The organism is Nocardia sp. NPDC005978, from assembly GCF_040614455.1.
In the GTDB taxonomy this organism is placed as follows: Bacteria; Actinomycetota; Actinomycetes; order Mycobacteriales; family Mycobacteriaceae; genus Nocardia.
Genome location: NZ_JBEXUS010000057.1, coordinates 1 through 11,050, shown reverse-complemented (window position 1 = coordinate 11,050; position 11,050 = coordinate 1). Strand labels below are relative to the sequence as shown.

Below are 11,050 nucleotides of genomic sequence, written 5' to 3'. Positions count from 1 at the left end.
TCCGAGTCATTCATGGCCCTGCCCCGCGTCTTTCGCGACAGCGCCATCGTCGCCTACCGCAACCTGCTGACCATCCTGCGCGTGCCGACCCTGCTGGTGACCGCGACCATCCAGCCGCTGATGTTCGTGTTCCTGTTCGCCTACGTCTTCGGCGCGTCCCTGGGCGGCGGGCAGTACCGCGAGTTCCTGCTGGCCGGAATCTTCACCCAGACGGTGGCCTTCAATGCCGCCTTCACCACGGTCGGCCTGGCCAACGACCTGCACAAGGGCATCATCGACCGCATGCGCACGCTGCCCATGTCCCGGCTGGCGGTGCTCATGGGCCGCACGCTCTCGGACCTGGTGGTCAACATCCTCGCGCTCTCGGTGATGGTCGGCTGCGGGTACGCGGTGGGCTGGCGCATCAACGGCGGCATCCTGGACGCGGTACTGGCGTTCGGTGTGATCCTGCTGTTCGCGTTCGCCATGTCGTGGGTGGGCGCGCTGACCGGGCTCATGTCACCGAGCGTCGAGGTCGCCCAGAGCGCGGGCCTGATCTGGCTGTTCCCGCTGACCTTCATCTCCTCGGCCTTCATCTCCGGGGAGAGCCTGCCCGGGCCGCTGCGGGTGATCGCGGAGTGGAATCCCATCACCGCGGTCGCCGCGGCCGGGCGCAAGCTGTTCGACAACGGCGCCCCGCCCACCTTCGTGCCCGCCGACGGCTGGCCCGCCGATCACTGCGTCGAGTACGCCATCTTGTGCTCGCTGGCCATTCTGGCGGTCGCGGTGCCGATGTCGCTGCTGCAGTACCGCAAGGTCGCCTCGCACTGAGAACGGTTCCCGTTCGCACGAGAACGGTTCCCGGCCACTGCCTCCGGGCCGCCCACCCGGCCCGGACGCAGCGAAGAGCCCCGCACCCGAATTCGGGTGCGGGGCTCTGTTGTTCACGCTGTCGTCGGTCACGCTGTCGTATCGAGCACCGAGGTGCCCGACGACGCTGGACTACGCGCGGCGGCGGCTCTTGATCAGATCCATCCGCTCCTGCAGCAGCTCCTCGAGCTCTTCCTTGCTGCGGCGCTCCAGCAGCATGTCCCAGTGGGTGCGCGGCGGCTTGACCTTCTTGGGCTCGACCGTGGTGCCCTCGAGCAGAATGCCTTCCTGGCCGTTGCGGCACAGCCAGGTCGGGGGGATCTCGGCGTCGTCCGCGAACGGCACGTCGAATTCCTCGCCGTTCTCGGTCCGGTACTTCGCCATCCGACGCGGCGCGAGGTCGTGGTCGCGGTCGGTCTCGTAGCTCACCGCTCCGAGTCGACTGCCCCGGAGTACGCGATCTGCCATGAGTGCGGTCCCTTCTCGCCTAGCGGCAACGTTCTACTTAGTGTCCCGTCTCTGCTCAACGCTCGGACGTGACCTTCGGTTCCCGTGGAGAGAACCCGACCATTCTACCGGTTCGGCGGTACCGCTTTCGTTCGGCGTGCCCACCACCCGGTCGGGGTGCGGAACCATTAATGTTCCGGACCATGTTGCGCCACCGCATGCCCTGCCAATGGTGTGGCAGGGAGATCGCCGATTCGGAGATCGGCCGCCGTCGGCGCTATTGCCGGCAATCCTGTCGCCAGCGTGCCTACGAGCATCGAAACAGCGTGAAGGGCACGGGCATTCCCGAGGACTCGGTGGTGCTCTCGGCCCAGGAGGTCGCGGACCTGTCCGATCGGTGGTTCGCGGCGCGCTGTGCCGCGGAGGATGTGGCCACCGCGGTGCAGGAGGGGGCCGACCATCGCGAACTGGCCGATCTCACCGAGACATTGGTGCGGTTGACGCGGGACGCCGAGCGCCTGCGCTGAGTACGACCGGATCGGCCGCCGTGCGGCCGTGTACGCGATAAACCAGTCCGATACCCGCCGCGGTGACCGCCGCGACCACACCCAGACCGGTGGCGGTCGCGGCATCGGGATCGAGCAGGGGCTGACCGCGCAGCGCCTGCCAGGCCGATACACCCAGTAGCCCGGCGTAGCCCAGGGCCAGGACCCACACGAGATCGGCGCGCGCGCGTTCGCGGCGCAGCCACGGGATCCGCGGGGCCAGTTTCGCCAGCACGACCGCGAGCACGATCAGCAGTTGGATGCCGTGCAATCCGAGGAAGTGCGGGATGCGCAGATCGCCGCCGTTGGTGCTCCAGTGCGTGATCGGCATGGTGTCGACCCCGTCGCGCAGGACCGGCTGATCGGAGCCGCTGATCACGGTGTGCCCGGCGGCCAGGGGGATCGGGTTGCCGTAGGCGTCGGTGGCCTGCTGCTCGCCGGTGAAGCCCATGAGATAGCCCAGCGCCATACCCGCCACGGCCAGGGCCAGGCCCAGGTGGATCGCCCGCGAGGTGGGCCGGTCGGTGACGCGCTGCCACGAAAGCGCCAGTGCGATGACCAGATTCGCGGCGAACAGGCCCGGCACGCCGGAGGCGAACACCATTTGCCCGATGTTGTTCCAGGCGTCGTCCTCGTTGCTGAAGTGGCTGAAGGTGCCGCGGGCGGCCTGGGTGACGATGAAACCGACGTCGACGACGGCGGTCGCGGCGAAGATCGCGCCCATCCACCAGGTCAGGCGCTGTCCGCGATGCGGGAATGCCAGCAGCCAGGTCAGGGTGCCGGTGTAGAGCGCGAACGCGAACGCGAACTTGAGCGGTTTGAGCCACACCGATTCCCCGAGCAGCTGCCGGTCGTCGATTGCCATGGCGCACAGGCAGAACAGGGCCAGCACGGTCATGGCGGCGGTGGTGAACAGCAGGGGCCGATGGAACCGGCGTGCGGTGGAAGCGGGCGCGGTGGTCATGTCGCCGACGGTAGGGGCGCGGGGCCGCCCGCCACCTCACCCGGCGGTGGGGTCGGCACGTAGTACCGCGGTAGGGGTCCGCGCCCAGGCACGGTCGTGAAAACCACGCGGGGACACCGCGATCGGCGCGACCCGAGCCCCGGCCCTCGGGGCCGACCGGTGATGACGCCGCGCCGGGTGTGGTTGGACGCGCGAGTCCGCGTGGCCCATCGGTGACCGGATCGGCGGGTGCCGGGCTTGACCCTCACGCGGCGTGAGGCCGCAGGCTGGCCGTATGAGCGACACCTTCCCCGCCTTCGATATCAGTCCCGTCCCCGGCCCGGACGCGGCGCCGCCCGCGCTGTTCCGCGGGCTGTACGGCATGCCCATGTTCGTCACGATCCCGGTCGCCGACCTGTCCGTCTCGGTCGATTTCTGGGTGCGCGGGCTCGGGTTCTTCGATCTGTTCACCGTGCCCGGGCAGCTCACGCATCTGCGGCGGTGGGCGTTCCAGGATGTGCTGCTGGTGCCCGGCGCGGCGGGTCCTTCGGCGATGACGGTGAGCTTCTCGTGCGTGCTGAGCCAGCTCGAGGAGATCGCGGCCGCGTGCGAAGGGCTGGCGCCCGGGTGCACGACCGGACCGCGGGCCATGCCGTGGAATTCGGTCGAGCTCGAGGTCCGCACACCCGAGGGCGCTCGCGTCATCGTGACCGGGGCGCGGCCGTACGATCCGGACAGTGCCGAAGCCGAACACCTGCGAGCGATGGGAATCGACGGGCCCGATGCATCCGCTGCCCGATGACGAGCTGACCGTCGGCGCGGTGGCGGCCCGTCTGGGCGTCACCGTGCGGGCGCTGCACCACTGGGACGCCATAGGCCTGGTGTGCCCTTCCGAGCGCTCGGAGGCGGGCTACCGGCTCTACACGGCAGCCGACGTGGCCCGCGCGCACCGGGTGCTGATCTACCGGGAGCTGGGCGTGCCGCTCACCGATATCGGGCCGATGCTGGATACCCCGGGCTCCGACGCTCTGGGCGTGCTGCGTCGTCAGCGCGATCAGATCCGGGAACGAGTGGCCGAACTCGAGTCCACGGGTGCGGCCTTGGATCGCTTGATCCGGGCGCGGGAATCGGGCCCGCTGCTCTCGGCCGCCGAGCAACGAGAGATCTTCGGCCCCGAGTGGGAGCCGGACCATGTCGCCCGAGCCGGGCAGCGCTGGGGTGAGACGGCCCAGTGGGCGCAGTATGCCGAACGCGCGGCCGATCGCACACCGGACCAGTGGCGGGCCGTCGCGGCGGCCCTGGACGAGCTGCACGCCGCGCTGGCGGCGGCCTGCCGCGCGGGCGCGACCCCGGGTAGCCCCGAGGCCGACGCGCTGGCCGAACGCCACCGCGCCTCGATGGCGGTCTATTTCGACTGCTCGCATGCGATGCAGGTGTGTCTGGGCCGCACGTACGCCGAGGAACCCGGCTACCGGGCCTTCTACGACGGCCTGGCCCCGGGGCTGGCGGGCTGGTTGCGCGCGATCATCGACGCCAACGCCGGCGCGCACGGCGTCGATCCCGACACCGCGACCTGGGACTGACTCGCCCGGGGTCGAGTTCGGCGGTGCTGTTCCGGACCGATACCCGCGAAGGTGGGCGGTGTCATCGAGTCCGGATATGCCGGCCGAATTGTGTTCGGCGCCTGGGAAATACGACGACACCGGCGCGGGAACCCCTCATCGATTCCCGGGCCGGTGTCGGCGGTCGTGCTGTTCAGGTGTGGCCGTGCGGGTCTCAGTCGACGGGCACGCCGACGTCGATGCCGCGGGCGGCGAGCCAGGGCATGGGGTCGATCGGGGCGCCCGGGGAGGTGTGCACCTCGTAGTGCAGGTGGGGGCCGGTGGAGTAGCCGCGGCTGCCGACGGTGGCGATGTCGTCACCGGCGCGGACCTGCTGGCCGGGGGCGACCAGGATGTCCTGCATGTGGCCGTAGACGCCGATGGTGCCGTCGTCCTGCTGGATGCGGACCCACAGGCCGAAGCCCGAGGCCGGGCCGGCTTCGATCACGGTGCCGTCGGTGACGGCCTTGATCGGCGCGCCGAAGCCGTCACCGAAGTCGATGCCGTTGTGCGCGGCGCCCCAGCGCTGGCCGAAGCCGGAGGTGAGCGGACCGGCGACCGGGCGCACGGTGCGCGGGCGGTTCTGCTCCTGCTGCTGCTGGATGCCGAGGTTGTGCAGGAAGTCGGTGACCTCCGGCGGCACGTTCTGCGGCATCTGGGCTTCCCACGGGGTGAACGCGGTGAAGTCGGCCTTCTGCACGCCGGGGATTTCGGCCGAGACGAGGCCGGGCGCGGAGTCGGACAGTACGGTGGAAGCGTTAGCGGAGAGTTGGCCCGCGGAAGCGACGGCGGTGTCCTGGTCGGCGGCGGCGACAACTCCGAGTGCGGAGCCGACGACTGCGGTAACGGCCACTGCACGAGTTGCGGCCGTCCGGTACTTGCCGGCCTTGAGGGCTTTGGATAACGGAACGGTTACGGGCATGCATCGAACGTAACCGAGGTTATGACCGGCCCAGAAATGCTGTGCCTACCGTCACATCGGTACAAAATCCCAGTTCGAATGTCACGACTACATAACGACATGGAGGTAATTTCGTTATGACATTGGTGAAAGGGTATTTCGGGTGTATTGACCTCGACCCTGCCCTGCGGGCAACCTGTGTAAGTGCCTGCTAACGGAGTCCGAGTCATGACCGCTCTCGCGGACCCCACACGCCGTGCGATCTTCGAGGCTTTGCCGTCCGGAGCTCGGTCGGTGGGGGAGCTCGCGGCGGCCGTCGGCGTCAGCAGTTCCGCGGTTTCGCAGCATTTGAAGGTGTTGCGGGAAGCTCGCCTGGTGATGTCGCAACCCGCGGGCAACCGCAGGCTGTACTCGCTGGACCCGCGGGGGCTGGCGGACTGCCGTGACTATCTCGAACAGTTCTGGCCCAGTGCCATCGCCGCCTACTCGGCCGCGCTGTCCTCCGCGCGGGCCGATCTGGCCGACATGTGAAGTCCCCGCTCCCACGGGTAACAGCGGGATAGGTCCGGCTCAGCCGACCCGGCGGTACGCCTGCTGCCCGCGCCGATCCAGCCCGGTGCCCGGCCACGGACGCTTGCGCAGCTGCTTGTCCACGGCGTTGATCACTTCGGGGACCTCGATCTTCAGCAATCCCGGGTCGGGTGTCTGGGCGGCCGGGTCGCCGACCTGTCCGGCCCACAGCACCGCGTGCCTGCCCAGCAGATGCGGGGGTGGCCCGCTGCGGCTGGGCGGGGTGGGCCCGAACAGCAGTACCGTGCGGGTGCCGAACGCGGTCGCCAGATGCGCGATCCCGGTGTCCCCGGCGACCACCAGCGCGGATTCGGCGACGGTGGCGGCCAGTTCGATGAGGTTCTGTTCTCCGGCCAGCACCTTGGACACGGGTAGTCCGGCGCGCGCGGCGACCCCGAGGGCGATGTCGCGTTCGGTCTCGTCGCCGGTGAGCACCACGTCCCGGCCCTGTACGAGCAGATGGCGCACGACCGCGGCGAAACGGTCCGGTGGCCAGCGCCGCGCGGGTGCGCCCGCGCCGACGTGCACCACGACGCAGTCGCGATGGCTGGTGGTGGCCACGGGCGGGACCAGGCCCAGATTGCGGCGGTCCGCGGCGATGCCCTCGGATTCGAGCAGGTGACACCAGCGGTCGACGTCGTGCATGTCGGGGTCCCAGTCGGGTCCGGTGAGTTCGGGGAAGTAGGGATTGCGATAGGTGAGGACGCGGTCGGGTTTGGTGCGCAGCAGTTCGGCCAAGCCCTCGGTGCCGCAGCCGTGCAGGTTCACCGCGAGCGCGGGCGCTTCCCCGTCCCAGCGCATCGCCGAGGGTCCCGCGACGGGCAGCAGTTCGTCGACGGCGGCGATGAGATCGATGATCGGTTTGAGGCGGTGCGGGGCGGCGAGGGCGATGTGGTCCTGGGGCCTGGCCCGGCGCAGCGCGCGCAGCGCCGGGACCGCGGTGAGCAGATCACCCAGTCCGCGAGCCCGCAGCACGAGTACAACCGCCACCTGATCTCTCCTAGCCGTTCACTGCCCGCAATGTCCTTGCCTGCAACGTCTTCGCTCGCTCGCGCCGCCGGTCGCGGCAGCGCGGCCCCACAAGGGGAGAGCCCTCCAATGCGGGAACACCGAGGGCCATTAGGAGAGGACTACCCGGCGGGCCGCGGCGCGAAACACCATGGCGCACCGCGCGCGCCACTATTTATTACTACCGCCCGTCGGAGGCGCGCGAGATCAACTACCGTGTGGTCATGGACCTCGTCTACAACCTGGTGGTCGTGTCCCATTTGCTCGGAATGGCGGCCGTGGTCGGCGGTTACGCCGCCGGCCGGCCCCGAGTCTCCGAGCTCATGGTCTGGGGTGCGCGCGCCCAGTTGATCACCGGCATCGCGCTGGTCGGGCTGGCCGAGTCGGTCGATTCCCTCGGCAAGGACCCCGATATGGCCAAGATCGGGGTGAAACTCGTTGTGGCCGTTCTGGTCACGGCGTTCGCCGAGATGGGCCGGGCCGATGCCAAGCGCGGCAAGGCGGTGGTGTGGATGACCCACGCGGCCGGTGCGCTGGCCATCGTGAACGTCTTCGTCGCCGCGCTCTGGCACTGACGGGCGCGGGGGTGTCAGGCCCCGGCCGCGGTCGAACGGCGCTGCGCCGCCCGTGATGCGGTCGCGAAGGCGCGCGCCAGTTCGGTGGCGACGACGGCCTGGCCCGCCATGGTCAGGTGGATGTGGTCGGCGCTGAGCCAGTCCGAGCGCAGGCGCGCGGGGTGCTCCCAGAATTCGGTGAGGATGGCGTCGTGCCGGTCCGCGACGCGGCGCACCACGTCCGCGTATTCGGCGAACACGGTGCGCAGCGGGCGGAGTTTGCCGGTGAAGGCGTCGGCGAGGGTGAACAGTGACAGGCGCGCGCCGGTGGCCGCGAGTTCGGTGCACAGTTCGTCGAGTTCGCGTTCGACGGTCTCCATGCGCGTTCCCCGCCGGAACAGGTCGTTGCCGCCGCCGGTGACCTGGATCAGGTCCGGGCGGAAATCGGCAACGCGCGCAAGCTGTTCCGCGCGGATCTCGGCCAGGGTGGCGCCCATGCGGCCGGTGTTGAGGTAGTCCGATTCCGGGTGTGCGGCCAGCAGCCAGCGGGCGAGGCGATCGGCCCAGGGCACGCTCGCGTAGCCGGGGCGGGGATCGCCGATGCCCTCGGCGATGGAGTCACCCACGACCGCCAGGCGTCGCCACGGTATGTCCGCGAACAGGTTTCGGGCTTCGGCGTCGGTGATGAGCAGGGGGTCCTCGGCCTCGGTGGCCGGGTGCGGGTGCAGTGCGGCGAGGTCGATGGCGTCGGCGTGGATGTCGCGCGGGATGTGAATGTCGTTGGTGGTCATGCGCGCTGTGCTCCTGTGTGGCGGGGATCGGTGGAGTGTCACTGTGACGTTCCTCGGCGGGTGCCGGGGGATGGGCGTGTCGTTATGGCCGCGGTCTCCCGGGGGTGGTGCGAACCCTCTCCGGACTCGTAAACTGTACGTACGATCGTTCGTATTGTTGAAAAGTACGACCGATCGTGTGCTTTGGCAAGTGGAAGTGACACCATGAAGGGATGGCCGACCCCGTGCAGACCGCTGAACAGCACATCCCCGCCCCGATCTCGGACCAGCGTTTGGTCAAGGGCGCCCGGGCCCGCGCGAGCATCGCGCGCCACGCCGCGGACGTCGCCTCGGTCGAAGGGCTCACCGGATTGAGCCTGGGCCGGCTCGCGAGCGATCTCGGGATCAGCAAGAGCGGGGTGGCGACCCTGTTCGGCACCAAGGAGAAACTGCAACTGGCCGCGGTCGACGCCGCCCGCGAGATCTTCATCGAGTACGTGGTCGCCCCCGCGAGCACCGCACCGCGCGGCATCGAACGCCTGCGCGCGTACATGCGGCACTGGTTCGACTACATCGACACCCCGGTCCTGCCCGGCGGCTGCTTTCAGGTCGCGGGCATGGCCGAGTTCGACAGTCGCCCCGGCCCGGTGCACGACGCCCTGGCCGCCAGCCGCGCCGAATGGTTCACCGTCCTCGAACGCGAGATCGGGCGCGCCCAGGAAGCGGGCTTCGCCGCGGCCGGCACCCCGCACGCGGTCGCCTTCCAACTCGACGCGCTGATCAGCTCGGCCAACACCGCCGCGCGCATGGGCGAGGAGAACGCCATCGCGACCGCCCGCGAGATCGTCACCGCCCTGCTGGACCGCCGCGCCGAGTAGCCCGGCCCGCGCCGGTGAGTCGATTCAGTGCGACATCGTCGGCGTCGTGACTGCAGCGCGCCCAGGTCACTGCGGTGAAAAGTGTTCCGCCGCAGTTGTTTTCATCGACCGCCTCGTGATCGGGCAGCGGCCGATCGCCGGGCGCGGCCGCCTACTGTCATGCCCCGCGCGGCGCGTACATGATGATCGCGACCCCCACCAGGCACACCAGCGCGCCCATCACGTCCCACCGGTCGGGCCGGAACCCGTCCAGGGCCATCGCCCACAGCAGTGATCCGGCCACGAACACCCCGCCGTAGGCCGCCAGGATCCGCCCGAAGTTCGCATCGGGCTGCAGCGTGGCGACGAACCCGTACACCCCCAGCGCGACCACCCCGGCCCCCATCCACGCCCACCCCCGGTGCTCGCGCACACCCTGCCAGATCAGCCACGCGCCACCGATTTCGGCGACGGCGGCCAGCGCGAACAACACCACGGAACGCAGAACGGTCATCGGGCAACCTTAGGTGCCGAGCGCTCTCCGAAGCCCGGCAGGCGGATCACGCAGACCTGTGCGGCCGTCGCGGTTGTCTTGTCCTGGAGCCCGAGCGGTGCGCGGGGCGGGTCCGGCTCCGGCGTCAGGCGGCTGGGAGGTGAGCCCGCGGGAGCTGCGGGCCCGCGGGAGGGCTCGGTGTCGCGGTAGCTCCGGTGCGCGGGTAGCCGGACGCGGTCCGGGCCGCCCCTCGTGCGACCCGGACCGGAATCGTGCCGTGCCCGGTCCCGGCGAGTCCCCCGGGACCGGGCGGGTGTCAGCGCCCGACCAGGCGGTTGGGCTCGAACAATTGCTGACCGAGATATCCGCCGGGCGTGAGCACGCCCGGGGGAATCGCGAACACCGCCGACCCGACCGGCGTGGTCCACCGGTTCAGGGCGTCGAAATCGGCCAGGCGCTGCTGCACCGGCAGATACTGGGCGCCGATATCGCGCTGGAACGCGGTGAACAGCAGCCCCGAATTCGACAGCTGCCCGGGCGCGGGGGTGTCGTCGTAGTTGAACCCGCGCCGCAGGAAACGCTCGCGCTCGGTCGTGTGGTGCGCGCGAGCGATATGCGAGGACGGCGGAATCAGCGTGATGCCGAATTCGTCGACGGCCGCGAAATCGGGTTCGTCGCTTTCCTTGGTCCCGCCCAGGGGCGCACCGTCGGAGTCGCGCCGGCCCAGGGTGATGCCTCGCGCTTCGGCGTCCATCTCGTCCCAGCTGTCCAGGTTCATGGCGATGCGGCGCAACACCATCGACGTGCCGCCCGACAGCCACGGCGTGCGCGCCCCGTCGTCCCAGACCAGGGTGTCGAAATCGAGGGTGCCCGGCGCGATGTTGACCGTGCCGTCGACCTGCCCGAGCAGATTGCGCATGGTCTGGCCCTTGGACGCGTTGCGGAACCCGCGCTGCACCCATTTCACCGTGACCAGCGATTTCACATGCTTGGACAGCACCCGCACCGCGTGCGAGACCGTCGTGGCCTCGTTCGAGCACACCTGCACCAGCAGCTGCGCGCCGGTGTACGCCGGATCGAGCCTGTCGATCGAGTACGCGGGCAGCTGCTCGAGCCACGCCGGGCGATCGCCCTGCTGCCCGGTGAGCGCGAACAACCCCGGCCCGAACCCGACCGTCACCGTGAGCGCGGCGGGCCGGGCGGCGAGCTCGGGTTCGGTGTCCGCGAGCGCGGGCCGCCCCTGGGTGAGGCGGGCCGCGTCGTCGGTCCAGATCTTCAGGACCCCGATCACGTCCTCGCGATCGGTGCCCGCGGCCATGTCGAACCCGAGGAACGCCACGTGATCCTGCGGATCGGTGGCGATCCCGGCCTGATGCGGGCCGTAGAACGGGATCGTGTCCAGCGCCGGATCCCGATCGTGGTCGCGATGGGTGAGAGTGGCCGCGCCCCAGCCGATTCCGGCGGCCCCGGCGGCGCCCGCCACGGCAGCGCCGGCGGCCCCGGCGGCGCCCG

At 70.1% G+C, this 11,050-nt stretch carries 14 protein-coding genes; 7 read left to right on the top strand and 7 right to left on the bottom strand.

Going from position 1 to position 11,050, the window contains the following annotated elements; genetic code table 11:
* Positions 1 to 12: 12 nt before the first annotated feature.
* The gene (locus tag ABZ319_RS24180) at positions 13 to 810 is read left to right on the top strand and encodes an ABC transporter permease (RefSeq protein ID WP_354988765.1); all 798 of its coding nucleotides are present in this window, start codon (positions 13 to 15) and stop codon (positions 808 to 810) included.
* Positions 811 to 981: 171 nt separating this feature from the next.
* Here the strand turns inward: ABZ319_RS24180 and ABZ319_RS24175 are convergent, their stop codons facing one another.
* Positions 982 to 1,317 carry an RNA polymerase-binding protein RbpA gene (locus tag ABZ319_RS24175; RefSeq protein WP_354988743.1) on the bottom strand — a complete coding sequence of 112 codons (336 nt, stop codon included), beginning with the start codon at positions 1,315 to 1,317 and terminating at the stop codon, positions 982 to 984.
* 182 nt (positions 1,318 to 1,499) lie between these two features.
* Here ABZ319_RS24175 and ABZ319_RS24170 point away from each other — a divergent pair, with 182 nt between their 5' ends.
* On the top strand, positions 1,500 to 1,823 hold the full coding sequence (locus ABZ319_RS24170; protein ID WP_354988742.1) for a hypothetical protein: 324 nt from the start codon (positions 1,500 to 1,502) through the stop codon (positions 1,821 to 1,823).
* On the opposite strand, the gene ABZ319_RS24165 is transcribed toward ABZ319_RS24170, so the two are convergent.
* Complete coding sequence (locus ABZ319_RS24165) at positions 1,774 to 2,805, bottom strand: hypothetical protein (protein WP_354988741.1); 1,032 nt, start codon at positions 2,803 to 2,805, stop codon at positions 1,774 to 1,776. The genes ABZ319_RS24170 and ABZ319_RS24165 overlap by 50 nt on opposite strands.
* A gap of 274 nt (positions 2,806 to 3,079) precedes the next feature.
* Between ABZ319_RS24165 and ABZ319_RS24160 the strand changes: the two genes are divergently transcribed.
* Together ABZ319_RS24160 and ABZ319_RS24155 are read left to right on the top strand one after the other, a co-directional pair.
* Positions 3,080 to 3,586, top strand: coding sequence for a VOC family protein (locus tag ABZ319_RS24160; RefSeq protein ID WP_354988740.1), 507 nt, complete (start codon positions 3,080 to 3,082; stop codon positions 3,584 to 3,586).
* Entirely contained in the window at positions 3,522 to 4,367 is an 846-nt protein-coding gene (locus tag ABZ319_RS24155) for a MerR family transcriptional regulator (RefSeq protein WP_354988739.1), read from the top strand. Before ABZ319_RS24160 ends, ABZ319_RS24155 begins: the two co-directional genes overlap by 65 nt.
* Before the next feature lie 193 nt (positions 4,368 to 4,560).
* On the opposite strand, the gene ABZ319_RS24150 is transcribed toward ABZ319_RS24155, so the two are convergent.
* Entirely contained in the window at positions 4,561 to 5,307 is a 747-nt protein-coding gene (locus tag ABZ319_RS24150; RefSeq protein ID WP_354988738.1) for a M23 family metallopeptidase, read from the bottom strand.
* Between the two features lie 207 nt (positions 5,308 to 5,514).
* Here ABZ319_RS24150 and ABZ319_RS24145 point away from each other — a divergent pair, with 207 nt between their 5' ends.
* Positions 5,515 to 5,817 (top strand): metalloregulator ArsR/SmtB family transcription factor, encoded by a 303-nt coding sequence (locus ABZ319_RS24145; protein WP_354988737.1) that lies wholly within the window; start codon positions 5,515 to 5,517, stop codon positions 5,815 to 5,817.
* A 39-nt stretch (positions 5,818 to 5,856) separates the two neighbouring features.
* On the opposite strand, the gene ABZ319_RS24140 is transcribed toward ABZ319_RS24145, so the two are convergent.
* Positions 5,857 to 6,846 (bottom strand): glycosyltransferase family 9 protein, encoded by a 990-nt coding sequence (locus tag ABZ319_RS24140; protein WP_354988736.1) that lies wholly within the window; start codon positions 6,844 to 6,846, stop codon positions 5,857 to 5,859.
* A 242-nt stretch (positions 6,847 to 7,088) separates the two neighbouring features.
* Between ABZ319_RS24140 and ABZ319_RS24135 the strand changes: the two genes are divergently transcribed.
* The gene (locus tag ABZ319_RS24135) at positions 7,089 to 7,439 is read left to right on the top strand and encodes a hypothetical protein (RefSeq protein ID WP_354988735.1); all 351 of its coding nucleotides are present in this window, start codon (positions 7,089 to 7,091) and stop codon (positions 7,437 to 7,439) included.
* Between the two features lie 14 nt (positions 7,440 to 7,453).
* Here the strand turns inward: ABZ319_RS24135 and ABZ319_RS24130 are convergent, their stop codons facing one another.
* A complete protein-coding gene (locus ABZ319_RS24130; protein ID WP_354988734.1) occupies positions 7,454 to 8,209 on the bottom strand; it encodes an SGNH/GDSL hydrolase family protein in 756 nt (251 codons plus the stop codon).
* A 212-nt stretch (positions 8,210 to 8,421) separates the two neighbouring features.
* Here ABZ319_RS24130 and ABZ319_RS24125 point away from each other — a divergent pair, with 212 nt between their 5' ends.
* Positions 8,422 to 9,066, top strand: coding sequence for a TetR/AcrR family transcriptional regulator (locus ABZ319_RS24125; RefSeq protein ID WP_354988733.1), 645 nt, complete (start codon positions 8,422 to 8,424; stop codon positions 9,064 to 9,066).
* 157 nt (positions 9,067 to 9,223) lie between these two features.
* On the opposite strand, the gene ABZ319_RS24120 is transcribed toward ABZ319_RS24125, so the two are convergent.
* On the bottom strand, positions 9,224 to 9,559 hold the full coding sequence (locus ABZ319_RS24120; RefSeq protein WP_354988732.1) for a YnfA family protein: 336 nt from the start codon (positions 9,557 to 9,559) through the stop codon (positions 9,224 to 9,226).
* A gap of 295 nt (positions 9,560 to 9,854) precedes the next feature.
* Positions 9,855 to 10,994: a Dyp-type peroxidase gene (locus ABZ319_RS24115; RefSeq protein WP_354988764.1), complete on the bottom strand. Its 1,140-nt coding sequence runs from the start codon at positions 10,992 to 10,994 to the stop codon at positions 9,855 to 9,857.
* Positions 10,995 to 11,050: the final 56 nt, after the last annotated feature.

What these genes read in the sequence shown, in the direction of transcription:
- ABZ319_RS24180 (WP_354988765.1), top strand. Translation starts at nt 13, where the DNA reads ATGGCCCTGCCCCGCGTCTTTCGCGACAGCGCCATCGTCGCCTACCGC.
- ABZ319_RS24175 (WP_354988743.1), bottom strand. Translation starts at nt 1,317, where the DNA reads ATGGCAGATCGCGTACTCCGGGGCAGTCGACTCGGAGCGGTGAGCTAC.
- ABZ319_RS24170 (WP_354988742.1), top strand. Translation starts at nt 1,500, where the DNA reads ATGTTGCGCCACCGCATGCCCTGCCAATGGTGTGGCAGGGAGATCGCC.
- ABZ319_RS24165 (WP_354988741.1), bottom strand. Translation starts at nt 2,805, where the DNA reads ATGACCACCGCGCCCGCTTCCACCGCACGCCGGTTCCATCGGCCCCTG.
- ABZ319_RS24160 (WP_354988740.1), top strand. Translation starts at nt 3,080, where the DNA reads ATGAGCGACACCTTCCCCGCCTTCGATATCAGTCCCGTCCCCGGCCCG.
- ABZ319_RS24150 (WP_354988738.1), bottom strand. Translation starts at nt 5,307, where the DNA reads ATGCCCGTAACCGTTCCGTTATCCAAAGCCCTCAAGGCCGGCAAGTAC.
- ABZ319_RS24145 (WP_354988737.1), top strand. Translation starts at nt 5,515, where the DNA reads ATGACCGCTCTCGCGGACCCCACACGCCGTGCGATCTTCGAGGCTTTG.
- ABZ319_RS24135 (WP_354988735.1), top strand. Translation starts at nt 7,089, where the DNA reads ATGGACCTCGTCTACAACCTGGTGGTCGTGTCCCATTTGCTCGGAATG.
- ABZ319_RS24130 (WP_354988734.1), bottom strand. Translation starts at nt 8,209, where the DNA reads ATGACCACCAACGACATTCACATCCCGCGCGACATCCACGCCGACGCC.
- ABZ319_RS24125 (WP_354988733.1), top strand. Translation starts at nt 8,422, where the DNA reads ATGGCCGACCCCGTGCAGACCGCTGAACAGCACATCCCCGCCCCGATC.
- ABZ319_RS24120 (WP_354988732.1), bottom strand. Translation starts at nt 9,559, where the DNA reads ATGACCGTTCTGCGTTCCGTGGTGTTGTTCGCGCTGGCCGCCGTCGCC.